This window comes from Vibrio ostreae, assembly GCF_019226825.1.
Taxonomy (GTDB): domain Bacteria; phylum Pseudomonadota; class Gammaproteobacteria; order Enterobacterales; family Vibrionaceae; genus Vibrio; species Vibrio ostreae.
On sequence record NZ_CP076643.1, the window covers coordinates 1397135 to 1423049 of the forward strand.

The following is a 25915-nucleotide window of genomic DNA, read 5'->3' on the forward strand; positions in this document are numbered from 1 at the left end:
TTTCCTTTATCATAATGAACTGACAAAAAATAATACCATACGAAATTCACAGCAATTTATTCTCAAGTTGGCAAAAAAGAGATATGCATCACGGCGCATTAAATCTCATACTTTTGCAGTAACTTACCGGGGAAAATGCACAACAGATCATCGAAATGCTCATAAACGGTGAATTTGTACTTGATATGAGTTGCGTATATTTGTCACCACTTTGTAGAATGGGGTTCACTAAAACGATTAATAATTAAAAATGAATCATCTATCTTTTTTTTGGCTTCCGGAAAACCGCCACAAACTCATTGAAGGGCTAGAAAGTGAGTTCGCACAGATGGTTAAAAATTCCATCAGTACCGGTAAGATCTCCTTACCACCGATTCCTGAGGTGGTAGTGAAAATTCAGAAACTGTGCACGTTAGAATCGACAGGTATATCTGACGTGGCCGACTGTCTGACCGATGACCCAGGCCTGGCGGCTATTGTGATCAGGGTTGCAAACTCTGTGGTCTTTAATCGCCGCAATATTACCTGCAACGATTTGTTCACTGCGGTATCACGCCTTGGCATTATGCGGGTTCGTGACATTGTCACAGCTCAGGCAATAGAACAGCTCAAGCACTCCATCAATCTGAGCAAAGAATGCAATGCCATGCTGGTCAACAGCGCTTCGGTATCCCGTGAATTGGGCGCAACCATGGTCATAGTGGTGCAAAGTTTTAAAGCGCTCGAGCCGGGACGTTACACCTATCTTGAGCAGGAAAAAGCACTCTTGGTTGGCCTGCTGGCGGATATCGGCCTGTTCTGCCTGGTGAATGAGTACTACCTCTATCTGGAGAGCGGCAACTATCTTGATCAGGATATCGCGCTGCAAATTTTCCAATCCAGTTGTTCTCAGACCAGTAAACAAGTGCTTAACCATTGGGGATTCGATCGTGATTTCCTTGAAGTGGCCTGTAATCAGTCGCTGATTCAGCATGAAGAAGAAGTGAGTTATCTCGATGTCGCTCGCATCGCCCACCATCTGTTGCTGTACAGAAAGCAAGACGATGCGTATGACGAGCATGAAGTCGAGATCAACGCTACTGGTGCCGAAGTACTGTTTGAACTCAGCAACCTGAGCGAACTCGATTTTAAAGACAAACTCAGTGCGGTAATCAACGCCAGCGGTTTCTGACCCCGACTTTTGAGGATTATATGATTTCAGGGATGCTGTTTATCTTTGCCCCGCTTGTCGTGGGCTATCTGTTTAGCGTGCGCAATAAAAACTGGCTCAATAAGCTCAATCAGGTGACGTCTAACCTGGTCTATATCATGCTGTTTCTGATGGGACTGAGCTTAGCGGCTCTGGACAACCTAGGCGACAATCTGCAACTGATCATTAAGTTTGTCAGTGTCTTTTTCGTGGCTCTCGGGGCGGCTAATTTGCTCTTCCTGCCGCTGATTGATCGCTTCATGCCACTCCAGACCGACTCTTCCCACAGCCAGTTGCCTCTTTCAAGCATGGCGCTGGAATCACTTAAACTGATTGTGGTTGTCGGTGGAGGCCTGTTATTGGGCGTAGTGCTGAATCTGAACTTGCCCTGGGTCGACAATGCGATGGAATGGTGTTTATCGCTGCTACTGTTTTTTATTGGTATCCAGCTGCGCAACTGCGGCCTGACACTGGGACAAATCCTGATTAACAAGCTCGGAATGATGATTGCGGCCGTCATGATTATCACCAGTTGGCTGGGTGGCTTAGTGGCGGCATTGGTACTCGACATTCCCGTTTATAAAGCGCTGGCAATGGCGTCAGGTTTTGGCTGGTATTCGCTGGCCGGCATTCTGATGGGTGATGCATTTGGGCCGGTCTATGGCGGCGCGTCATTCCTGATCGAGTTAATGCGTGAACTGGTTTCTCTGGTGATGATCCCGATGCTGATTGGGCGTAAACCGTGCACCACTATCGGCTATGCTGGCGCCACGTCCATGGACTTCACTTTGCCGCTAATCCAGACCACCGGTGGTGTACGATGTGTGCCAGTCGCTATCGTTAGCGGCTTTATACTCAGCGTGTTAGTTCCGGTATTGATGCTTTTCTTTGTGTCACTTGCAGGCTAGATCGCAGGAATAGTGTTACTTATCTTATACAATGGGCATCTTTTACAGTAGACCATCTTACATAGCAACGGCCTACGGTGAAATGAGCAATCCAAACTGGACGTAAACCTGTAGCTCCCTAAGCGAAAGGGAGGTCGATACAAGTCAGAAAGGAACTTTTATGAAACGCTTTCTTGTCACTCTGCTGTTATCAGCCGGTTCGATGAGCGCCGCAGCAGCGGACAATTCGTGCTTTGCGCAAAAGTATGACGCCTACATTGATGCTTCCCTGACGTGGTATACCGACCTGGCTGAGATGACAACACAAAAGTATCCAGATTTAGCGGAAGTCAGCCAATGGTTCCTGCAAGGTCGTAAGCACCATTTTGAACTCAATCGCGCCGCTGTTCACTACTACCTTGAGCACGATCCGTCCAAAGTTGCCACCGGGCAACCGGTCGAAGCCTGGCTGCAGCTAGAGCAACAGGATGTCAAAGTCCTCGCTTCGCGTAGTGATGGACTGGGTCAAATCGCGAAAACGACGTTTGATGATCGCCAGGCAGAACCACATGCCAAGAACTACGAGCTGCGTTCTGCTTTTGCCGATTTACTCAGCCATCCGAAACAGATTGAATCTGCGCTCGACAAATACAATCAGGCGATAGCCAAAACTGAGCAGATCACCTGTAACTAATTTACCTGTAACTTATCCCGCATGGCTATCATGACGGGTATCCGGGCACAGTCACCAACCGAATAAACACGGGACAAGAGTCCCGTTTTCGTTTAGATTGTTGTACTTAAAATCGGAAGATGAAACTTAAAACGACGCTGTATGGTATCTGAACACAAAACCGCAAATGCGAACTTTGAATCTTTACTTCGCATATTTACGGTGCCAGAAGGGCCGGACTCAACACTGACCCGCATCGAAGAAGAGCTCTCCCGCAATCTGAATCAGTTTTTGCGTGAACACATAGTGGCCGAAGAAAAGCCGCTCAAGCAGATCGAAAAAGATTTCTGTGATGCGCGTATTCCTGATGAACCTGTCTTTGTCTCAGACCATACCCAGCATCTGCTTGATACTCTGGTGGCGCAGTCAGTACACACCGCCTCACCCAGCTTTATCGGTCATATGACATCGGCACTGCCCTACTTCATGATGCCACTGTCCAAGATCATGATTGCCCTTAACCAGAATCTGGTCAAAATCGAAACCTCCAAAGCCTTTACCCCATTGGAACGGCAAGTGTTGGGCATGCTGCACCGCCTGATCTACGGTAACGATGACAGCTTCTATCAACAGTGGATGCACAGTGCTGAGCACTCACTCGGCGCATTTTGCTCAGGGGGCACGATTGCCAACATTACCGCGTTATGGGTAGCCCGTAACAGTGCACTCAAAGCCGATGGTGATTTCCACGGCGTTGAAAAAGAAGGCCTGTTTAAGGCGATGCGTCACTACAATTATGACGGTCTGGCGATTCTGGTGTCTGAACGTGGTCACTATTCACTCAAGAAAGCGGCGGATGTACTCGGGATTGGCCAGGACGGCCTGGTTTTAGTCCGTACCGATGAGCACAACCGGATCTGCCCGGACGATCTGCAGGCTAAAATCACCGAGTTAAAAGCGCGCAACATCAAACCGTTTGCCGTTGTCGGCGTCGCCGGCACCACTGAAACCGGTAATATTGATCCCCTGCAGGCGATTGCCCGCATCTGTCAGCAAGAGCAGTGCCATTTCCACGTTGACGCCGCCTGGGGTGGCGCCACTCTGATGTCGGGGAATTACCGCCATCTTCTGGATGGAATTGAACTGGCTGACTCAGTGACCATTGATGCCCATAAGCAGCTTTATATCCCGATGGGAGCCGGCATGGTGCTGTTTAAAGATCCGCACGCGATGAACTCGATTGAACACCACGCGCAGTATATTTTGCGTAAAGGCTCCAAAGATCTCGGCAGTCACACCCTAGAAGGTTCGCGCTCTGGCATCGCGATGCTGGTGTATGCCAGTATGCACATCATCAGCCGTGCCGGTTATGAACTGCTGATTGATCAGAGCATTGCCAAAGCCCGCTATTTTGCTGATCTGATTCGTGCACAAGCCGATTTTGAGCTGGTTTCACAACCTGAATTATGCCTGTTGACCTACCGCTATCTGCCGCAGCAGGTCAAGACAGCGATGCACCAAGCAGACAGCTCGCAACGTGCGCAATTAAATGCACTATTGAATGAACTGACCAAGTTTATTCAGAAAAAACAACGTGAAACCGGCAAGTCCTTTGTTTCACGTACCCGTTTGAATCCGATTTGTTGGGATAAGCTTGATACCATCGTTTTTCGTGTCGTACTTGCTAATCCACTGACAACAAACGAAATTCTACACTCGGTCCTGGAAGAGCAAAGAGAAATTGCAACTCTGGCACCACTTCTGATGGGCAGAATTGAGCGTTTAACGCAACAAATTCTGGCATAACCTGCTCGGAGAGAATTACAGCAAACTGAAAATTTCTTTCGTTTTGCTGTAATTCACATATCAAGACGATGCGTCTCGTTCGTATTTTGGATAAGTTTCGCGCCTAAAGCTGTAGTTTTTATGAAATTTAGTTTGAGGCTTGTCATATTCTCATCATTTGATACGTCGTTTCATTTCTGGATTATCCCTGCTTAGGTTTATACTCATCCCATGGCGTTGGTAAATGGGCTTTTGGAAACGATTATTTCCCTCCCCCTTAATGGTTACCTTACCAACGAGTTGTTCTCTACGCCCGCGTGAACACTATGAATACATTAGAAAAAATTCAAAAGAACCTGGAAAATTTTAGCAAGTCGGAACGTAAAGTAGCGGAAGTTATTATGGCTTCTCCGCAGACTGCCATTCATTCGAGCATAGCCACCCTTGCTAAGATGGCGGATGTCAGTGAGCCTACCGTTAACCGCTTCTGCCGTCGCCTGGACACCAAAGGCTTCCCCGATTTTAAATTGCATCTGGCTCAGAGCCTGGCAAACGGTACCCCTTATGTGAACCGTAACGTCGAGGAAGATGATGGTCCGGATGCATACACTCATAAAATCTTCGAATCGACTATGGCGTGTCTGGATGTGGCGAAAAACAGCCTGGATCCGATGCAGATTAACCGTGCCGTCGATTTGCTGACTCAGGCGAAACGTATCTCATTCTTTGGTCTTGGCGCCTCTTCTGCCGTGGCTCGTGATGCACAAAACAAGTTTATTCGCTTTAATATTCCGATTACCTGTTTTGAAGATGTGGTGATGCAACGTATGAGTTGTATTAACTGCACCGACAACGATGTGATCGTGCTGATTTCACACACTGGCCGGACCAAAAGCCTGGTTGAAGTGGCGAATCTGGGGCGTGAAAACGGCGCAACCGTGATTGCCATTACCGCCAAGGATTCACCATTAGACCGAGCCAGTTCGCTGTCTATCTGTCTCGATGTGCCGGAAGACACCGATGTGTATATGCCAATGGCAAGTCGCGTGGTGCAGATGACCGTTATCGATGTCCTGGCGACCGGGTTTACCCTGCGCCGCGGCTCTGGTTTCCGTGAAAACCTGAAACGAGTCAAAGAAGTGCTGAAAGATTCGCGCTACGACAAATTGTCCAGTATCTGATAACGCACTCGCCTACTGAACAAAAAACGGATCACAATGTGATCCGTTTTTTTATTGTCATTCAAATATTGTCGCAACGAGTTTTCACCAAAAATAATCCGGGCTGCTGTCATAAACTGCAACATGCGACCTCCCTTAGTTCACACACCTCACCACAACGATGACACTTTGTACGGCTCTGGGCGCAAATCGCACTGATAGCTTTTACCTATTAAAAGAACAGGTAATTGTCGCTTTATTTTCTATGTTGGATCGGGCATAGTGACGTCAATCGAAACAAAGGAGAAAGCTATGTTCGTAGTGATTTTTGGTCGCCCTGGTTGCCCATATTGTGTTCGTGCGAAAGAGCACGCTGATACGCTGAAAGAGAAACGTGACGACTTCAACTACCGTTATGTTGATATCCACGCTGAAGGCATCACCAAAGCTGATCTGGAAAAAACCGTTGGTAAACCAGTAGAGACTGTGCCACAGATCTTCATCGACCAAGAGCACATCGGTGGTTGCACTGAGTTTGAAGCTTACGCAAAAGAAAACCTGGGTCTGTTCGACTAATTGGTCGATGATGTGACGACAGTACTAATACATGAGAGCCCGCTGCACTGCCAGCGGGCTTTTTTCATAAATAGTTATTTCATAGAACTGTAAAACCTTAAAATTTTCACTTAATTTTTTAATTAATTACGCTACAATCCGCATAATTTAACTACACCCCTCTTCCGCGCTTGAATTGAGCTAAATTGTGAACATCGACGTCGTACTTTTGCTAGACCAAAACCCTATTCTTCTCATCTTTGTTGTTCTGGCCATAGGCCTTGCTTTTGGCAAAATCCGCTTTGGCAGCCTGCAGTTAGGTAACTCTATCGGTGTATTGATCACGTCGTTGATCATGGGACACCTCGGTTTCTCCTTCAATGCAGAAGCCCTTACCATTGGCTTTATGCTGTTTATCTACTGCGTCGGTATTGAAGCTGGCCCCAACTTTTTCAGTATTTTCTTTCGTGACGGCAAACATTACCTCATTTTAAGTCTGGTTGTGCTTATTACGGCGACCGTGCTGACCTACCTGGCCAATCATTACCTGAATCTCGATTTAGGCCTGGCAGCCGGTATGATGGCCGGAGCCCTGACTTCCACTCCGGTGCTGGTTGGCGCGCAGGATGCTCTGAACTCGGGTTTGTCGTCCGTGCCGCGTAACCTGGATATTTCTCTGGTGCTGGAAAATGTCTCGGTCGGCTATGCGATGGCGTATCTGATCGGTCTTATCAGCATGATTATGTTCGCAAAACTGCTGCCTAACCTGCAAAAGCAGAACCTGTCTGATTCTGCCCAGCAGATCGCTCAGGAGCGCGGCCTGGGGGGCAGCGGACAACGTAAAGTATACCTGCCGATCATTCGTGCCTACCGCGTCGGGCCGGAACTGGTGCAATGGGTCGACGGACGTAATCTGCGCGAACTGGGCATTTATCGTCAGACCGGTTGTTACATCGAGCGTATCCGACGTAACGGCATTCTCGCCCACCCTGATGGTGATGCGATTTTGCAGGAAGGCGACGAAATTGCCCTGGTGGGTTTCCCCGGACAGTCACGCCAGACTGGAACCCAGTTTTCGTAACGGCAAAGAGGTGTTCGACCGTAACCTGCTTGACCTGCGTGTGGTAGAAGAAGAAATCGTTGTCAAAAGCGATACCATTGCCAGCAAGCGCCTGTCTGATCTGAACCTGTCTGAGGATGGCTGTTTCCTTAACCGCGTAGTACGGGCTCAAATCGAAATGCCGATGGACCTGGATATCGTGCTGGCCAAAGGCGATGTTCTGCAGGTCAGTGGTGAACGCAGCCGCGTTAAAGGCCTGGCAGACAAAATCGGTTTTATCTCGATTCACAGTCAGATGGCGGACCTGCTGGCATTCTGCAGCTTCTTTATTCTGGGTATTCTGTTTGGTCTGGTCACCATGACCTTCGGCCAGGTCTCGTTCAGCCTGGGTAACGCGGTCGGTCTTCTGCTGGCCGGAATCACGCTGGGCTTTTTACGTGCCAATCACCCGACCTTTGGCTACGTACCGCAAGGTGCACTGAATATGGTCAAAGATTTAGGTCTGATGATCTTTATGGTCGGTATTGGCCTGAGCGCCGGCGGGCGCATGTTTGAACACTTATCCGAAGTCGGCCCGCAGGTGATCGGCCTGGCCTTTGTGGTCAGTGTGCTGCCGGTTGTCTTCGCTTATCTGGTAGGCGCACACATTCTGAAAATGAACCGTGCGCTGCTGTTTGGCGCTATCATTGGCGCACGTACCTGTGCACCGGCGATGGACATTGTCAATGATTACGCCAAATCCACCATTCCGGCGCTGGGCTATGCGGGTACTTATGCGATTGCCAATATTCTGATGACGCTGGCGGGTACTCTGCTCATTCTGCTTAGTTAACGGATTTAACTCAGAAAACGACAAGCGTCGCCATCGAGCGGCGCTTTTTTTATACCTTTCTAAATCGTTAAATCGCAGTAGCCGTAAATCGCAGAGACAAAAAAGGCGCTGAATCAATCAGCGCCTTTGGCATTAGCTTTCTGGTTATCGATGTATCAAACCATACAATTAGATATCGATAACGTCGAATTCAACCTGTGGGTTTACGTCAGCATCGTAATCAACGCCTTCGATACCGAAACCGAACAGTTGCAGGAACTCTTCTTTATATGCTTCGTAATCGGTCAGCTCTTTCAGATTCTCTGTCGTAATCTGTGGCCACAAATCACGACAGTGTTGCTGAACGTCTTCACGCAGTTCCCAGTCATCCAGGCGCAGACGGTTCTTGTCGTCTGTTTCTGGTTTGCTGGCGTCGTCTTTGTACAGACGCTGGCTGAACATGCGGTAGATCTGCTCCATACAACCTTCATGGATGCCTTCTTCACGCATTTTCTTGAATACCATCGCGATGTACAGTGGCATCACAGGAATTGCCGAACTTGCCTGAGTCACAACTGACTTAAGCACTGCCACGTTTGCCGTGCCGCCTTTCGCTGCCAGTTTATCGTTCAGAGCGGCTGATGCACGGTCCAGGTCCATTTTGGCACGGCCCAGAGCGCCGTCCCAGTAGATTGGCCAAGTCAGTTCAGTACCGATGTAGCTGTAAGCAACGGTTTTGCAACCTTCTGCCAGTACGCCAGCGTCATCCAGGGCCTGCATCCACAGTTCCCAGTCCTGACCACCCATTACCGTGATGGTGTCTTCGATTTCCTGCTCTGTCGCCGGCTCTACACTTGCTTCGATGATGACATCTTTGTTGGTGTCAACCGCAGTAGAAGTGTAAGTTTCGCCGATAGGTTTCAGTGCTGAACGTACCAGCTCGCCAGTTTCAGGCAGCTTACGTACTGGCGATGCCAGTGAGTAGACGACCAGGTCAATCTGACCCAGATCTTCTTTAATCAGTTCGATCGCTTTCTGTTTAGCTTCGTTCGAGAACGCATCGCCGTTCAGGCTTTTTGCATACAGACCTTCTTCATGCGCCAGCTTATCGAAAGCTGCTGCATTGTAGAAACCTGCTGTGCCTGGCTTCTTCTCAGTACCTGGTTTTTCAAAAAACACACCGATGGTGGCTGCACCGCCGCCAAATGCCGCAGCGATACGTGAAGACAAACCATAACCACTTGAAGAGCCGACAACAAGCACACGCTTAGGCGCGTTCTTGATTGGACCTTGTGCTTTAGTGTAAGCAATTTGTTCTTTTACATTAGCTTCACAACCCACTGGGTGCGTTGTTGTACAGATAAATCCGCGAATTTTAGGTTTGATGATCATATTCAACTTCCTTCAAAAATCTCCGCTAGGATAAAAGTTTCGCCCGCAGATCGCATCCTATTTCTGTCAAAATGGCGGTATTTTATAAGTGGTTGGATCACTGTGTGGCGTTTTTTAACCCACGCACCCCGTAATTTGACCATGATAGATGGTCAGCCAAGCGTGAATCCGGGTTAACCTGCCAGAAAAAGAAGGCTTCCTGTCAGAAGCCTTACTGTTGATTATCCCGCTGAGCAATCTCAGGCCACGTGATTAAGCTTAAGCTTACCACTGGTGTGGGTCAAAACCTCGGACAGGTCATGACTGAAGTGATCGACCTGAATGGCTTGATAACGCAGTTTATCGGCAGCGACAATCGCATCCACTTCATCCTGACTCAGCACGCCCGCGTCAAGGGCCTGCTGCAATCGTTCAGTGAGCGGGCCTTTGCGGGCCACTTTGCCCTCTTTCACGCCCTTGTTGAGCTTACGTTCCAGCCCCTGCACGCCATAGAGCTGCAAAAATGCCCGTTCCATCAAACCAACGCTGTCATCAGGATCTGCTCCGATATAACACAAATGGGTCAGACGATCGCGATGCGCTCCCGGCGTCATCAGGCTCTGCGCGATTTGAGTCGTCAACTCATCACCCGGTGGCTGGAAGTGATTACCGAGCGGGAACAGCAGCCCCTTCATCACCCGACCAACCGACTTGATTGGATAATTACGGTAAGCATCATTGAGTGACTTCGCCGCATGGTGCAAACAGTATTGCATCGCAAAATGGACATAGTTCAGATCCGCCTGCTGCCGTCCTTCATCTTCATAACGTTTCAGTACCGCCGATGCCATATACAAGTAACTCAGGCCATCGCCCAAACGGGCCGAAATCATCTCTTTGCGTTTCAGTTCACCGCCCAGGGTCAGCATGGCAAAATCAGCACTAACGGCCAGAGCCCGGCTCAGGCGTGTCATGTGACGGTAATAGTGCTTGGTTTCGCCACTCATATCGGCACGGATGAAACGTGAGCCGGTCAAAGCGGCGCCCAGCGCCCCAAAGGTGTTTCTGGCCGCATGGCCAATATGTTTAAACAGCAGCTTATCGAACTCTTTCGCTCCCTGCTCCTGATCAGGATTGGCAGCGGCAGCCATCTCTTGCAGCACATACGGGTGGCAACGCGTCGCACCCTGACCGAAAATCATTAGGTTGCGGGTCAGGATATTGGCCCCTTCCACAGTAATTGCAACCGGTATGCCCAGGTAGTGCGTCGCGAGATAGTTCATCGGGCCGTCCTGAATCGCGCGGCCGGCATGGATGTCCATCGCATCGTTCAGAATGCTGCGGCCAATCTCAGTCATATGATACTTGGCAATCGCGGTCACGATGCCGGGCTTTTCTTTCATGTCCAGCGACGTGGTCGTCAAAGTACGGGTGGCTTCCAGCAGGTAAGTCAGGCCGCCGATACGCCCCAGCGCCTCTTCAACCCCTTCAAACTTACCGATCGGCATGCCAAACTGCTTACGCACATAAGCATAAGCACCGGTAGTGCGCGAAGTCAGGTGACCAATCGCGGTGCCCAGCGCCGGCAGTGAAATACCGCGCCCGGCCGATAAACATTCCACCAGCATACGCCAGCCTTTACCGGCGTAGTCAACTCCACCAATCAACCACTCCATCGGAATAAACACATCCTGACCACGCGTCGGGCCGTTCATAAACGCCAAGCCAATCGGGTCGTGACGTTCGCCAATTTCGACCCCGTCATGATCCGCAGGAATCAACGCACAGGTAATGCCAATATCTTGTTTATCACCCAGCAGGTTGTCCGGGTCGTACATCTTAAATGCCAGCCCCAGCACAGTTGCCACTGGTGCCAACGTGATGTAACGCTTATTCCAGTTAAGACGCACACCCAGTACCTCTTTACCTTCATGCTTGCCGTAACACACGATGCCCTGGTCGGGAATACCGCCTGCGTCTGAGCCTGCTTCCGGCCCGGTCAGTGCAAAGCAGGGAATATCAGTACCGTCTGCCAGGCGCGGTAACCAGTAATCTTTTTGCTCCTGAGTACCATAGTGCGACAGCAGCTCACCCGGGCCGAGTGAGTTCGGCACCATCACAGTCACCGCGGTACTGATACTTCTGGTGGCGATACGCGACACTATGGTCGAGTTAGCCAATGCAGAAAACTGACGACCACCGAATTTCTTGGCAATAATCAGTGAGAAGAAGCGCTCTTTACGCAGATACTGCCATACCTCCGGCGGTAAATCGCGGTCCTGTTTGATGATTTTATGGTCATCAAGCATAGCAAGCAGTGTTTCGAGTTCATTGTCCATGAACGACTGCTCTTCTTCACTCAGGGTTGGCTTGGGATAATGGTGCAGCTTTTTGAAATCTGGTTTACCAGAAAACAATTCCCCGTCCCACCAGACACTACCGGCTTCCATCGCCTCTTTCTCTGTTTCAGAGAGCGGTGGCAGCACTTGCCTGAACAGTTTGAATGCGGGGTCGCTTATCCATTTTCTTCGTAGAGAGCACATAGTTCAGATCCTTTTGTTCACTGGTCTTTTAAACTGATTGTGTTTACTTAATACGTAAACTTATTATGTTTTGCTTTGTGTTAGGCTGAGGTTCTCCGACCTTTAACCTTCGGTTAGTTTGTCTCGGACAAGTCACCCTTATCCGGCCGCCATACCAGCCGCAAGATACGGAATAATCTGGTCGACCATCACCTTGGCATCGACCTGAGTACCAAAATCATTCTCGGCAATCTCAGTCAGCGCCTGACTCGATGCCATCGTAAATACACAGGTCCCCAGAGTGAAATGTAGCCGCCAGAACAGGGTTTCACGGGTCAACTGCGGATTGGCTTTTAACACCGACTGGGTAAACAGTGTGAGTACGTCGTCATAACGGGTAGTGATAAACCAGCGTAAATGGCCTTGCACATCGGTGTAACCGCGTCCAATCAGCAGCATAAAACGGCTGGTACCATTCGGACGTAACTCGTTCAGCGCCCGGAGCGGACTGCGCAGCGACTCAAATACATCCGCCATCTTATACTCATCGCGCAGATTGAGCGTGATCAGTGCATCCTTGACGGCCGGCATAAACGCTTCCAGATAACGGTTCAGTACTGCCCGCACCAACGTTTTCTTATCCCCAAAGTGATAATTGACCGAAGCCAGATTCACGTTGGCCTTGCTGGTTATCGTTCGTAGCGACGTATCATTAAAGCCGTGCTCAGCAAACAGGCCTTCCGCTACATCGAGTATTTTTTCCTTGGTACTACTTCTTGGTGCCATTACTAACCCACTTACCCAAAACGTTAATCACTTGTATAAAACATCTGTTTGAAAATATACTCCGCACATTGAAGGTTAACAAGTAATTAACATCACACTTTTCAATAATGGTCAGACCAGACAGTATTCATTCGGTGTAATAGCTTGTCCCGACTCGCATTTTGAAAAATGTGAATTTTTTTCTCTTTATTGGGAACTCTTTTTATGGGGCCCGGTCTGAATTATCGTAGTTGACAGAGTTTTAAAAGTTTTACAGATCGTCGAACTGTCTGTGGTACTGACAGCTATACCTATGCTGCTTTTTCTTATTAACTCCTATGTTTGTATCAGCCCAAAACGACCTTGTTTTGGGCTTTTTTTCGCTCCGGATTCAGGGCACACTGGGCACCCATTTGCCAAAACCCCATGTTTGCCACAGCGCATTTTTTGCTGAGACCGAATGTTATGAAACTTGCCGACAGTCCCGTTACCGTCCATCAGTTTGATGAATTTCCCTTTTATCTCAAGCGTGACGATCAGCTGCACGCACAGTTCAGCGGGAACAAAGCACGTAAATTTATGCCCTTGCTGGATCAGGCATTACCTAACATTCAGACCTTAATCTGTTACGGTTCCGCGCAAGCCAACTCACTCTATTCACTGGCCGCTCTGGCCAATCTGCGCGGCTGGCAGCTGGAGTTTTATGTAGACCACGTACCGGGCTGGCTGAAACAGAACCCGAACGGCAACTATCGTGCAGCGCTGGCGCTGGGCGCACAAATCATCGAAACCCGCACGCTGAGTGACTTACCCCCCAAACAATACATTGACCAATATCGCCACCCGGACAGTCACTGCCTGATGTTGGAAGAAGGTGGCCGCAGCCCAATCGCCAAACAAGGGGTGACGGCACTGGCTAATGAGCTGATCAACTGGATTGCCCGGCAACCAGATCAGCCATGGCGAGTTGCGCTGCCCTCGGGGACCGGGACAACGGCGCTCTATCTGCATCAGACATTAGCACCGCATGGCATTGAAGTGGTGACCTGCCCGTGTGTCGGCGATCAAGACTATCTGCTTGAGCAGTTTGACCAGCTCATCGGGCAAACCCAACCTGTCGCCCACAACCAAACTCCGGCTGAGCGCTACCCAACCATCATCAGCCCTTCATCCAAACATCATTTTGGTCGCCTATATGCAGAGGATTACCGGATTTGGCGGCAGTTACGTGCCCAAACTGAAGTGGAATTCGATTTGCTTTACGACCCTTTGATGTGGCGTTTATTGCGGCACTGGCTGCCAACGCAGCCTGATAAGTCACTGCTGTATATTCATCAGGGCGGATTGCTGGGCAATGAGAGTATGCTCGCACGTTATCAGCGTCAGTTTGGTCATTCGCTGGCTTGAGCTTAAGCTGCAAGTATGGCGGTGCAGGGCTGGGTGGTGCTACAAATCAGGCCGCTACTTATCTCACCGGCAGAGGCGCGCAGGCAATGACGCACAGACAGCTATCGGGTTTAAACGGAGAATACAATGAATCATAAACTCATCATGGCACAGGCCATAGTGCTGCTTAGCAGTACGCTGAATTCCGCTGCGGCGCAAGCCAACAGCATTTCCGTCAGCACGCCCAAACCGGCCATCGTGCTTGATGGCGGTGACATGGGTAAACGGGTCTGCTACTACGAAGATAAAGCCTATTCGGAGGGCGCGGTACTGCAGGTCGGAGAAGTGTATATGTTGTGTCAGCGGGCCAGTCAGATTGAAACCAACGGCCCGCTGAAATGGCGAGTGTTTAAGGCGCCGGAAACGAAAACGCCCTAAACAGCTCTGAGGGTTACAGACCACCCATCAGGGTATATTTCATTTCCAGGTACTCTTCCATCCCCTGGCGTGCGCCTTCACGGCCCAAACCGGATTCTTTCACGCCACCAAATGGCGCCAGCGTGGTTGAGATCAGCCCTTCGTTAATGCCGACGATACCGCTTTCCAGTGCTTCACTCATGCGCCAAGCACGCGCCAGATTCTGGGTGTAGCAATAAGCGGCCAGACCAAAATCGGTCGCATTAGCCCGTTCGATCACTTCGTCTTCCGCGCTGAAACGGAACAAACCAGCCAGCGGGCCGAACGTTTCTTCGTGGGCAACCAGCATGTCATCACTCATATTGGTCAGTACATGTGGCACAAGCAGACGACTGCCGTGTTGCGGCAGAGTACCGAATTCCACTTTCGCCCCTTTCTGCACCGCATCCTCAATATGACTGCGTACTTTAGCCACCGCGGCATCGTTAATCATCGGGCCGATGTGAGTCCCTTCTTCCAGACCATTACCCACTTTCAGTTGGCTGACCCGCTCGACCAGTTTTGCAGTGAAGGTGTCGTACACGCTGTCATGAACATAAATCCGGTTAGCGCACACACAGGTCTGTCCCGCATTACGGAATTTGGCGATCATTGCCCCCTCAACCGCGGCATCGATATCAGCATCGTCAAAGACGATAAACGGTGCGTTCCCACCGAGCTCCAGCGAGAGCTTCTTCACATTCGCTGCCGACTGCTCCATCAGGATCTTACCCACACGGGTTGAGCCCGTGAATGAGAGTTTACGCACCAGCTTGCTCTTGGTCAGTACCCGGCCCAGGCTTACAGCATCACCGGTCACAACCTGCAGCAGGCCATCCGGTAATCCGGCACGTTTGGCAAGCTCGGCCAGTGCCAGCGCGGTAAACGGTGTATCCGGCGCCGGTTTGAGCACCACAGCACAACCTGCAGCCAGAGCTGGTCCGGCTTTGCGGGTAATCATTGCAGCCGGAAAATTCCATGGTGTGATCGCAGCGACAACTCCAACCGGCTCTTTGGCCACCAGAATTCGTGCATCTGCCTTGTGACTTGGAATCATCTCACCGTAAGCACGTTTGGCTTCTTCGGCGTACCACTCGATAAAACTGGCGGCGTAGGTGATTTCACCTTTAGCTTCGGCCAGCGCTTTGCCTTGCTCGACCGTCATCATCTGTGCCAGATCATCTTTATGCTGTTCAATCAGATTGAACCAGCGACGCAACACCGCTGCGCGCATGCTTGCAGTCTCTTTCGCCCACAGACGCTGCGCCTTGTCGGCCGAGGCAATGGCACGCTTAACCTGCTCGTCCGTCAATTGCGGTACTGTTCCGATCACCGAACCATCGTAAGGATTGGTCACCGTCGTCGCCTGGCCATCCTCACTGGCAACCCATTGTCCGTCGATAAAGCAGTGCTGCTGGAATAATCCAGAATCTGATAATTGCATTCCCATCTCCTTAACGATTGATTTCTTTTAACACGCATGAGTGTGACACCCGTTATATCACTAATACACTACAAGTGCCGTCATCACAGGGAAATTTGTGTGCAACAGAATAAAAAAAACACAGTTCAATAGAAGCCAAAAATAAAAAAAATCCCACTCATAAATCGGGCGGGATCTTGTTCATGAAACGCTAGCATTTGACTCCTAAAGCAACCCGACAGCCAATCAGCTATTTCAACGGTGCGCTTTCCAAAGTAATATACCAACCAACACGGAAATACTCATAAAACTGAAGATGACTGTTAAGCCTGTTTGAGTCTCAGTTGAGGCTTTATCAGGTCATACACGTATTCAAATTCATCCGCCAGCTGGTACATATGGTTAATAATGCCGCCCGCCATGTGAGGATGACCGCCGCCAAAACCAATACCGCTGTCATTGAGAGCACGGCGCACAATCTTAGCGACGTTATTGTGCTTACATTCAGAACGCAGTGACAAAAATGTCTTTTCTTTACTGCGTGCGCTCAGTACCACCATATCGATTTCATCCACGCCGAGCAGGAAATCCCCCAGCACACCGAGCATATTTTTGCTGCAACCTTCTGGCAGCGCCGCAAATGCACAGTTTTTCTCGCGTTTCATATTCGCCAGCAAGGTATCAAACAGCTTTAACTCATGAAACTCAATCTGGTTACGACAGATGCGATTCACCATCGTCATGTCCGCTTTGGCTTGTAATTGCAGTAACGCATTGATATCCGCCGCGCCGACCGCGCGGGTGAAATTGGCGGTATCAAAAGTCAGTCCCACCAGCAGCGCTGTGGCAATCTTGGCCGGAATCTCCAGCCCAAACTGATTAAAGTATTCGACCATGATTGTGGCGGTAGAGCCATAATCTGGGCGGATGTCAGCAAACCAGACAAAATCCGGCGCGTTAACCTGATGGTGATCAATGACGCCGACTTCCAGACCGGGAAAATCGGTGACATTCTTTTCACCGATGCAGCCGTCCACCACAATGATTTTATCGTTCGGAGTCAAAGTCAGCTGATGCGGCTGGACAATCGGTATATTGAGCCAATGAATCAGATTGCGCAGTGAGATGCGGTCAATGAAGCCATTATAGGTAATGAATGGATTCAGTCCTTGTTTGCGCAGCAAATAGGCCAAAGCAAACGCCGATGACAACGCATCGTGATCGGGAAAATCATGCGCCTGGACAATCACCCGCGGCTCATTGTTCAGACTGGCTATCAGCTGTTCAAATTCAAAAAATTTCATGACGTTGTTGTACTACTCTTCGAATAGAGACCTGAATAAAAGCGCTTACATCCCATGAGGCTATTAGGATTACGCATTGTTATGTATAGCCAGATTACACGCTTCACACGGTAAAAACACAACATTAATTCCAAAATGACCGACATTAAATTGACAAAAGTCTCACATCATCACCTCTCAGCCAATTTACGTGCCTGTTTTTTCTTTTTCAGACTAAATTACTCAACTTTTTCACACCTCTGTGAGCGCACTCTCAGCATCTCTTTTTATCCTTCCCCGGCGTCGTAAATGCACCATTACGCGGCGCATTGCGACATATGGGTGCAGCACTTGAGGGCTATTTTCGGTATGCAAAGCAAGCAGATAAACCAAACAAAGTTTGTAGCCGCTCGAATAACGCCGCTTTATGGGGCAGTCATTGTCCGTCACATTCTCGTCCGAATGACGACCTTGACTGCCCTGCCCATCGCGCCGCTAACCAAACAAAATGAATTTGTCTGGTTAAAGGAACGCTACAACTATAAAAAGCCTCAACAAGGAGACCCTATGTCCTACGAAAAATCCAACCGTGGTGTTGTCTACAAAGGCCCAGGAAAAGTTGCTGTAGAATCTATCCCTTATCCTGAACTGGCACTTGGTAACCGCAAGTGCGAGCACGGTGTTATCCTTAAAGTTCTGACCACCAACATCTGTGGTAGTGACCAGCACATGGTGCGTGGCCGTACAACTGCTGAAGAAGGTCTGGTACTGGGTCACGAAATCACAGGTATCATCCTGGAAAAAGGTCGTGACGTAGAATTCGTGGATGTGGGCGATATCGTATCGGTACCGTTTAACATCGCCTGTGGTCGTTGCCGCAACTGTAAATCTGGTTTGACCGGTATCTGTCTGAATGTAAACCCTGCTCGCCCTGGCGCCGCTTACGGTTACGTTGACATGGGTGGTTGGGTCGGTGGCCAGGCTGAATACGTCATGGTGCCATACGCAGACTTCAACCTGCTGAAATTCCCGGATCCGGATCAGGCACGTGAAAAAATTCAGGATCTGACTCTGCTGTCTGACATCTTCCCAACCGGTTTCCACGGTTGTGTAACGGCAGGTGTTGGCCCGGGTTCAACCGTATACATCGCTGGTGCAGGCCCAGTCGGTCTGGCAGCGGCGGTATCTGCTCAACTGCTGGGTGCAGCGTGTGTTATCGTCGGCGACATGATTGAAGATCGTCTGGCTCAGGCACGCAGCTTCGGTTGTGAAACCATCGACCTTCGTGAAGAAGGCAGCATGGAAGACAAACTGGAAGCGATTCTGAACGAACGCGAAGTTGACTGTTTCGTTGACTGTGTCGGCTTTGAAGCGCACGGCTGTGGCTGTGGTCACAAAGAAGAAGCACCAGCGACAGTACTGAACTCTGCCATGCAGATCACCCGCGCAGGTGGCTCTATCGGTATCCCTGGTCTGTACGTGACTGACGACCCGGGCGCTAAAGATGAAGCGGCACGAGAAGGGGCACTTAGCATGCGCTTTGGTCTGGGCTGGGCTAAATCTCACTCATTCCACACTGGTCAATGTCCGACCATGAAGTACCACCGTGGTCTGATGCAATCTATCCTGTTTGATAAGGTGAAGATTGCAGACGCAGTAAACGTGCAGATGATCTCTCTGGATCAGGCACCACAAGGCTACGCAGACTTCGACGGCGGTGCAGCGAAGAAATTCGTTATCGACCCGCACGGTGAGTTCATCTCTAAATAATATGACCCAACCTCTTCTCGGAAGTTAAGTCATGAAAAACCGCAGACCTGTTCTGCGGTTTTTTATACCTGCCTGTTAACAGAAACCTGTCAGTTATGAAATGCCTGCCAGACTTTGTGCTCTCTAAGCGTGTCTTCTCTGTCAACCTTTGCCACCTTTCAGCCACTTGAAAAAGCAGCTGGCGCTACTGCATGAGGCCAAATTACGATGCTAAAACACCAGCCGCACCATCAGTGCAAAGTGTAGTGCTCAATAAGCGCAGTCAAACGCACTCAGCAAGCAGAGTCTTCGGAGAGGCGCCGCAAAGAAGAGTTGCGCACCGTGCAAATGGCAAACACAAGCCGTACAAGTACAGGAAGAAAATACAGCGCACCAGCTCACACTTGCAAAAAAGCCGCTGCGAGTGCAGCGGCTTAGCGGGTTCAAAACAGTGAGAATCAGTATTGCACCGCCGGTTTACCCAGCGGACGCTCTTCATTAATCGGCTCAAGGATCAATTCACCCTGTTCGGCCCACTGACGTTTTTCTTCTTCCGTCGCTTTCGGGCAAAATTTACCAAACGCCGCGTAGATAATGCCCAGTAACGGTGAAGCCCAACATGCCACGGCACAGACGATGTAGAGCAGGTTTTCGGTGTGGCCGGCAGCGATGCCAAGGCCCAGCGCATGAATCACAAACGCGCCACCTGCGTTCCACGGAATGAGCGGAGAAATCAGGGTTCCGCCCTCTTCTACCGAACGGGACAGACACAAGGTTGAGTAGCCCATACCGCGATACGCCTGGCTGAACATACGTCCCGGCAGCGCAATCGACAGATATGGGTCACCTGCGACCAGGTTGGTACCAGCGGCGGTCATGGTTGATGCCAGTTGCAAACCAAAGATAGTGCGTACGCGGCTCATAATCGACAGAACAATCGTTTCCAGACAGCGGGTTTGCTCCAGAACGCCCCCCAATGCCAAAGCAATCAGTACCAGAGTAATGATCCAGGACATCGATTGTATTCCGCCGCGGTTAAGCAAGGCATCAGCGGTGGCGTTGCCAGTTTCAACACTAAAACCATTTTGTAGGAACGTCAGCGCATCGTGGACTGATACCCCCTGCACCACCACCGCAATCAGCATACTGAACAGCACGCTCGCCATCAGGCTCGGAATCGCAGGCATCTTCATCAATGCCAGGCCAAACACGACCACTGCCGGTGTCAGCACCAACCAGTTAAATTCAAAGTGATCATTGAGGGCAGTACTCAGCGCTTCAATCTTAGCGATATCCACTTGCTGGGCATCAATGATGTTAAAGCCAACAAACAGATAGACCACCAGTGCAATACACATCGCCGGGAAGGTGGTTGGCAGCATGTTACGAATATGGGCAAACAGGTTGGTGCCCGTGACAGCCGGAGCCAGGTTGGTGGTATCAGACAGCGGCGACATTTTGTCGCCAAAGAAAGCGCCGGAAACCACAGCGCCGGCAGTCCAGTACATCGGTATACCAAACCCTTCACCAACGCCCATCAGCGCCAGGCCAACCGTCGCGGTTGTGGTCCAGGATGTACCTAGTGACACAGAAATCACCGCACACAAGATCATTGCCGCCGCCAGGAACGTTTGCGGGGTCAGCACCTGAAAACCGTAATAGATCATCATAGGGACGGTACCACTGGCGATCCATATCCCGATAATCATACCGATGATCAACATAATCACGATCGCCGACGTGGCGACCTTAATCACGTGGAACAAGCCCTGCTCCATATGATTCCAGCGATAACCGCGCAACCAGGCAATCGCACAGGCAAACACAATCCCGATCGCTAACGGGGTATGCGGGGTAAAGTCACCAAAGTAAAACAGCTGGATACCGAGCAACCCTATCGTAATAGCGATCGGCAAAATTGCCAAAAATAGTCCCGGACGTTCAATTTGCTCTTGATAAGACTGCTGATCTTTAGACCGAGTTGCTTGTTCTGTAGACCGCGTTGTTTGTTCTTTAGACCGACTTATTTGCTCTTTAGACATAATGCCTCCTTGCGCAGAGCAGAAAATGATTCAGATGCCAGTACACCGGAAGTACACAAGGATTGATCCTCAATCTGTTGTTGCTTAAACGCATCAGCACTCTGCCCGCGTTTATCCTCCGGCTTGGTAGGTTAAGTTGTAGCCCTATCCTGTCCACAAGTCTCAAACCACGCGTAACAGCTTGTAATTAAGTTGTAAATCAAGCCAAACACCACAAGGACAGCTATATCCACCAAATATACAACAAATAGCATTATTAAAACCCATTAAGTAACCGTTGATTAACATCGCATTATTTGCCTGTAGCACAACATTCATGCAGGCATGCGTTGTCCCAGCATCTGCCCCATCTCCCGTCATGATTGGGATTCCCACCACCTCCTGCCCGGCCGCCGGATATCCGGCACTAACCTGGTGCGAATGTTGCACTTTTGTAGGAAATCCGTTTCAGCGCGTTGACCGCCATGCAATCCTCCTGGGTACTCGTTAAACAGTAGTTGACAGCCATCAACCATAAGTAATAACAAGTAAAATTCAGCCAACAGATTGTGAAAGTATGTAAACCAGACGGATTAAAATGTAGACTGCTTCATCTCTGGCGGGCTGCAAGCTTGCTTATCAAGCAAATTAATATTTACAGTTGGTATAAAGGGAACGGCACTTGCTACTTATACGATTGCAAACCTGTATATCTGCAGACGCTTAAACGTGTAAACAAGCCAGTAAATCAGCCGCACTAGAAAGGATTCTGATTATGACCCCCGTGGTAAACGCACAAGCTCAGATACTGGTGATCGACGATTCCGATGTCACCAGAGAAACGCTGGTCAGCTATTTTGAGGAAGAGGGCTTTATTGTCCATTCGGCAGAAACCGCCGAGCACGGCGAAGAGCTGCTGGCGATACATGATATCGACATGGTGCTGCTCGACATTCGCCTGCCCGGCAAAGATGGCCTGACCCTGACACGCGAATTACGCAGTGCATCAGAGATTGGCATTATTCTGGTCACCGGTCGTCAGGATCAGATTGACCGTATCATCGGCCTGGAATGCGGCGCCGATGAATACGTCACCAAGCCTTTCAATCCGCGCGAAATTCTGGCACGTAGCAAAAACCTAATTCGCCGGGTCCGAAAGCTCAAGACGCTGGAACGCAGTGCGGAAAAAGAACCTGGTGGTTTTATCGACATCGGACCGTGGAAAATGGACATCCATCGCCGCTGGCTGAAAAAAGCGGACGGCGATGAACCGGTCCAACTGACCGAAGCGGAATTTCAGTTGCTCAACGCGCTGGCCACCAACCCGGGCCGCTCTCTGTCGCGCGATGAACTGATGGACAGATTAAGGAACCGCTCCTGGAACGCCACCGATCGTACCATAGATGTTCTGATCGGCCGTATTCGCCGCAAACTGCAGGATGACAGTTACAGTCCGAAATGGCTGATCACCGTGCACGGTGTCGGTTACCTCTACTCACCTGAATAACGCAGCCGGTATGAAAACGTTACTGGCTTTCGTTTGCCTGCTACTGATACCGCTCGCGCAGGCAAACCATTTTGATCATAACCGCACTTATAGAGCGTGCGGGCTGCCGATCTATCCGCCGATTTCCTGGGTCGATAACCATCAGGTAAAAGGCGTCGGCGCTCATCTGCTGCAACAGTTGTTTCAACGCTTTAACCTCACCCTCTCATTTGAGCAGGACTTTAACTGGCAACGCTGTTTAAAGGAAATGGAACTGGGCCATATTGATATCGCCACTGCTATGTATAAGGTCGCCGGGCGGCAAAACTACAACCATTATCTCTCGACGCCGATCGTCAAAGAGCCGATTGTGCTGTTTTACAATCGCCAGCACCCCCAAAAGTTTAGCCAACTGAGCGATTTGAAAGGCAAAACCTTAGGCGTCATTCTGGGTGACTCCTACGGGGATGAAATGGACGACTGGATAGCGCGCCATATGCAGGTCGACTATGTGTCCAGTGGCGAGCAGAACTTCGCTAAACTGCTGCGCGGACGTATTGATATGATGCCTCTCGGTCGCTATGGCGGCCAGTTGCAAAACGAGCGCCTGGGTTATCAAGACATCATCGTCCCGCTGGAGCGTCCGTTGACCACCGATTACTGGTATATTGCGATTGCGAAAAAATCACCGCTCTCTGCTCATCTGACTGAACTGGATCAGGCCCTGCAACAGATCACCCGCCAGACTGATATTGGTGAATTGATGGCACAATACGCCGAACAATACCGGATATCGACCCGGTACGGAGGTGCGCATGACTGACACTTCTGCCTCCTGGCTTGGTAAAGCACGTGGTTACCATACCGATCACCCTCTGGTTTATCAGGTACTTAAACGCTTTCTGCTCTGTGGCCTGGTGCTGATTGTGGTCACTACTGCGCTACAGGTATGGGCCGAATACCGCCGTGAACAACACAGCCTGCAGACTCGCCTGAGCCTGATCGCTTCTTCCCAGTTAGACGGTATCGCTAAGAGCGTGTGGAATCTGGATAAAGAGCAGGTCAACCTGCAACTGCAGGGCATCATGAACTTTCCCGATATTCAGGCCGTGACTCTCGACAGCGCTGACTGGCCGGAGAAGCTGCAGTTTGGCACGCTACCTGCCAAAGCCGCGGCCTCCAACCAGTTTGCGATTGTTTATCACACCTTGCAGCGCGAGCCGCGTCAGTTAGGTATCTTGACTGTCTTTCACGATGTGGCGGCAGTGCATACTCGGCTGATTGAATCTGCGCTGTGGAGCTTTCTGGTACAGTCGCTGATGATTTTGGCCACCAGCGTGGTGCTGTTTGGCATCGTACACTTTAATATCACCCGTCATCTGGAACGGATGGCACAGTTCACCCGTCAAATCAGTAAAAGTCATCTCCGGCAACCGCTCACTTTGCAAAAACGCGCCCGCCAGCGCAGCAGTAATGAACTGGATCAGGTGGTCGAAGCGATCAATGAAATGCGCCTGGCCATTTTGCGTGATATTGAGCGGCGTGAGTCGGAGCAACAGGAGCTGAGGTACAGCCGGGACCAGTTGCAGGAACAGGTCGAACAACGTACCCGGAATCTGCTCGAAGCCAAAGAAAATGCCGAAGCCGCCAGTCAGGCCAAAACCAAGTTTCTCGCCACCATGAGTCATGAGATCCGCACCCCGCTCAATGGCATCCTGGGGATGGTGCAGCTACTGGGTCGCACTGAACTTTCGGCGGAACAACAAGAGCGTCTTAATACCATTTATCAGTCCGGTGACGCACTGCTGGAAATCCTCAATGGCCTGCTCGACTATGCCCGATTAGAAGAAGGCGCTTATATTCCGGAGAACCAGCTGTTTTCCCTGCATGAACTGGTCAGAACCAGCTGCCACCTGTTTTCCGCTGGTGCGCTGGAAAAAGGCCTGGATTTACAATTTGATATTGACCCGGCGGTGACGGATGTTTGCCAGAGTGCACCGGGCGCGCTGCGCCAGATGCTGGCCAATATGATCTCCAATGCCATTAAGTTTACCCAGCAGGGCTTTGTGCATGTCACCCTCACCCGCTCCCGTACCGGGCCAGATCAGCAGTGGGTGCGTTTTGCCGTCAGCGACAGCGGAATCGGCATCGAACAAAATGATTTAGCACGTATTTTTGAACGTTTCAGCCAGGCCGACGACAGCATTACCCGCCGCTTTGGCGGGACCGGGCTTGGCCTCGCGATCACCGAAAAACTGGTACACAGCCTCGGCGGAGAAATTGGGGTGACCAGCCAGCCCGCCTGCGGCAGCACATTCTGGTTTGAACTGCCGCTCAGCACACCACCTGAATTGGCGCAGTACCCGGCGTTAACCCAAGCCAGTCATCCGGCCAGGCTGGACGGGCTTCAAATTTTGTTGGTGGAAGATACGCCGGTGAATCAGGAAGTGACCATGGCACTGCTCAGTCAGGACGGTCACCAGGTCGAACTGGCACAGACGGGCAGTCAGGCTCTACTGGCGGCCAGCGAGCGTAAGTTTGATGTCATCCTGCTCGATGTCCACTTGCCGGACATCAGCGGAGTAGATGTTGCCCGCCACATCACCAGCCAGTCCGGGCTCAACACCAATACGCCTGTCATTGCACTGACTGCCAATATTCAGCCCGGGCTGATTCAGAAATATCACGCCGCCGGTATGGTTGCCATTGAGCCGAAACCGCTCAAAATCGGGCGATTGTATAAAGTGATCAATCAGGTGATCGCCAAAGCAGAAATTCTGCCAGAGACAGAACCGCCTGACACCGCTGCGGCATTGATTGACTTCGCCGTTTTTCAGTCGCACAGCACGATTCTGGGCCCCGCCCGGGTAACCAATCTTATCCACACACTGCAACGCAGCTGTGACAAGATCCTGCCCCGGATTGAACAAGCCATGCAACGCGGCGATCACTATGACATCGCAGAGCAGGCCCACCGTCTGGCCGGTGATGCAGAGTCTCTCGGCGCCAGTCAGTTAGCACACCAGTTACGGGCGCTGGAAGATTTAGCCCGGCAGGGTTTAGAAGAAGCTTTGACATCTCAGCGTGGCAGGGACTTGGCTCAGTACAGTCGGGCCAGCCTGGCCGAATTGACGCGCTTAACCGCCGCATTAAACGCACCAACATAAGATTCGTTGCCTGGCAGCATTTCGTTTTTTGGACGCTTTTGGTTTCCTGAAAGCTTTTGATTTGCTGAAAGCATTTGATCTGCTGAAAAATAGGGGGCTCGCCCGAGAACATCGCGCCAAATAAAGTAAAGCCTGAGCCCGGTAAACCGGGCTCAGGCTTGGCTAT

At 50.5% G+C, this 25915-nt stretch carries 18 protein-coding genes and 1 pseudogene; 13 read left to right on the forward strand and 6 right to left on the reverse strand.

Going from position 1 to position 25915, the window contains the following annotated elements:
• Positions 1–250: 250 nt before the first annotated feature.
• The 7 genes and pseudogenes from KNV97_RS12450 to KNV97_RS12480 all read left to right on the forward strand — a co-directional run bounded on the left by KNV97_RS12450 (position 251) and on the right by KNV97_RS12480 (position 8141).
• Positions 251–1171 (forward strand): HDOD domain-containing protein, encoded by a 921-nt coding sequence (locus tag KNV97_RS12450; protein ID WP_136484135.1) that lies wholly within the window; start codon positions 251–253, stop codon positions 1169–1171.
• 20 nt (positions 1172–1191) lie between these two features.
• Positions 1192–2097: a lysine exporter LysO family protein gene (locus KNV97_RS12455; protein WP_136484136.1), complete on the forward strand. Its 906-nt coding sequence runs from the start codon at positions 1192–1194 to the stop codon at positions 2095–2097.
• Positions 2098–2257: 160 nt separating this feature from the next.
• On the forward strand, positions 2258–2770 hold the full coding sequence (locus KNV97_RS12460) for a hypothetical protein (protein ID WP_218563251.1): 513 nt from the start codon (positions 2258–2260) through the stop codon (positions 2768–2770).
• 141 nt (positions 2771–2911) lie between these two features.
• Complete coding sequence (gene panP / locus KNV97_RS12465; protein ID WP_136484138.1) at positions 2912–4555, forward strand: pyridoxal-dependent aspartate 1-decarboxylase PanP; 1644 nt, start codon at positions 2912–2914, stop codon at positions 4553–4555.
• 305 nt (positions 4556–4860) lie between these two features.
• The gene (locus tag KNV97_RS12470; protein ID WP_218563252.1) at positions 4861–5715 is read left to right on the forward strand and encodes a MurR/RpiR family transcriptional regulator; all 855 of its coding nucleotides are present in this window, start codon (positions 4861–4863) and stop codon (positions 5713–5715) included.
• Between the two features lie 291 nt (positions 5716–6006).
• A complete protein-coding gene (locus tag KNV97_RS12475) occupies positions 6007–6270 on the forward strand; it encodes a GrxA family glutaredoxin (protein WP_136484140.1) in 264 nt (87 codons plus the stop codon).
• A gap of 187 nt (positions 6271–6457) precedes the next feature.
• Positions 6458–8141 (forward strand): annotated as a pseudogene (locus KNV97_RS12480) (aspartate:alanine antiporter).
• A 168-nt stretch (positions 8142–8309) separates the two neighbouring features.
• Here KNV97_RS12480 and fabV read toward each other — a convergent pair.
• The 3 genes from fabV to KNV97_RS12495 form a co-directional block, all read right to left on the reverse strand.
• A complete protein-coding gene (fabV, locus tag KNV97_RS12485) occupies positions 8310–9512 on the reverse strand; it encodes an enoyl-ACP reductase FabV (protein WP_218563253.1) in 1203 nt (400 codons plus the stop codon).
• 239 nt (positions 9513–9751) lie between these two features.
• Complete coding sequence (locus tag KNV97_RS12490) at positions 9752–12034, reverse strand: acyl-CoA dehydrogenase (protein ID WP_136484143.1); 2283 nt, start codon at positions 12032–12034, stop codon at positions 9752–9754.
• Positions 12035–12172: 138 nt separating this feature from the next.
• The gene (locus tag KNV97_RS12495) at positions 12173–12799 is read right to left on the reverse strand and encodes a TetR/AcrR family transcriptional regulator (protein WP_136484144.1); all 627 of its coding nucleotides are present in this window, start codon (positions 12797–12799) and stop codon (positions 12173–12175) included.
• A 444-nt stretch (positions 12800–13243) separates the two neighbouring features.
• On the opposite strand from KNV97_RS12495, the gene KNV97_RS12500 reads away from it, so the two are divergent.
• Complete coding sequence (locus KNV97_RS12500) at positions 13244–14185, forward strand: 1-aminocyclopropane-1-carboxylate deaminase/D-cysteine desulfhydrase (RefSeq protein WP_218563254.1); 942 nt, start codon at positions 13244–13246, stop codon at positions 14183–14185.
• Between the two features lie 126 nt (positions 14186–14311).
• A complete protein-coding gene (locus KNV97_RS12505) occupies positions 14312–14602 on the forward strand; it encodes a DUF1496 domain-containing protein (RefSeq protein WP_256612978.1) in 291 nt (96 codons plus the stop codon).
• A gap of 13 nt (positions 14603–14615) precedes the next feature.
• On the opposite strand, the gene KNV97_RS12510 is transcribed toward KNV97_RS12505, so the two are convergent.
• Together KNV97_RS12510 and KNV97_RS12515 are read right to left on the reverse strand one after the other, a co-directional pair.
• On the reverse strand, positions 14616–16064 hold the full coding sequence (locus KNV97_RS12510) for an NAD-dependent succinate-semialdehyde dehydrogenase (protein ID WP_136484146.1): 1449 nt from the start codon (positions 16062–16064) through the stop codon (positions 14616–14618).
• Between the two features lie 302 nt (positions 16065–16366).
• A complete protein-coding gene (locus tag KNV97_RS12515; protein WP_218563255.1) occupies positions 16367–17347 on the reverse strand; it encodes a DHH family phosphoesterase in 981 nt (326 codons plus the stop codon).
• 546 nt (positions 17348–17893) lie between these two features.
• On the opposite strand from KNV97_RS12515, the gene fdhA reads away from it, so the two are divergent.
• Entirely contained in the window at positions 17894–19096 is a 1203-nt protein-coding gene (gene fdhA / locus KNV97_RS12520) for a formaldehyde dehydrogenase, glutathione-independent (protein ID WP_136484148.1), read from the forward strand.
• 437 nt (positions 19097–19533) lie between these two features.
• Here the strand turns inward: fdhA and nhaC are convergent, their stop codons facing one another.
• Positions 19534–21000 carry a Na+/H+ antiporter NhaC gene (nhaC, locus tag KNV97_RS12525; RefSeq protein ID WP_322972739.1) on the reverse strand — a complete coding sequence of 489 codons (1467 nt, stop codon included), beginning with the start codon at positions 20998–21000 and terminating at the stop codon, positions 19534–19536.
• Between the two features lie 871 nt (positions 21001–21871).
• On the opposite strand from nhaC, the gene KNV97_RS12530 reads away from it, so the two are divergent.
• Genes KNV97_RS12530 through KNV97_RS12540 form a run of 3 tightly spaced genes read left to right on the forward strand, consistent with a single transcriptional unit; the run spans position 21872 to position 25749 of the window.
• Positions 21872–22603, forward strand: a complete 732-nt coding sequence (locus KNV97_RS12530; protein ID WP_136484150.1) for a response regulator — start codon at positions 21872–21874, stop codon at positions 22601–22603.
• A gap of 10 nt (positions 22604–22613) precedes the next feature.
• Entirely contained in the window at positions 22614–23405 is a 792-nt protein-coding gene (locus KNV97_RS12535; RefSeq protein WP_136484151.1) for a substrate-binding periplasmic protein, read from the forward strand.
• Positions 23398–25749, forward strand: coding sequence for an ATP-binding protein (locus tag KNV97_RS12540; protein WP_218563257.1), 2352 nt, complete (start codon positions 23398–23400; stop codon positions 25747–25749). Before KNV97_RS12535 ends, KNV97_RS12540 begins: the two co-directional genes overlap by 8 nt.
• The last annotated feature ends 166 nt before the right edge of the window (positions 25750–25915 follow it).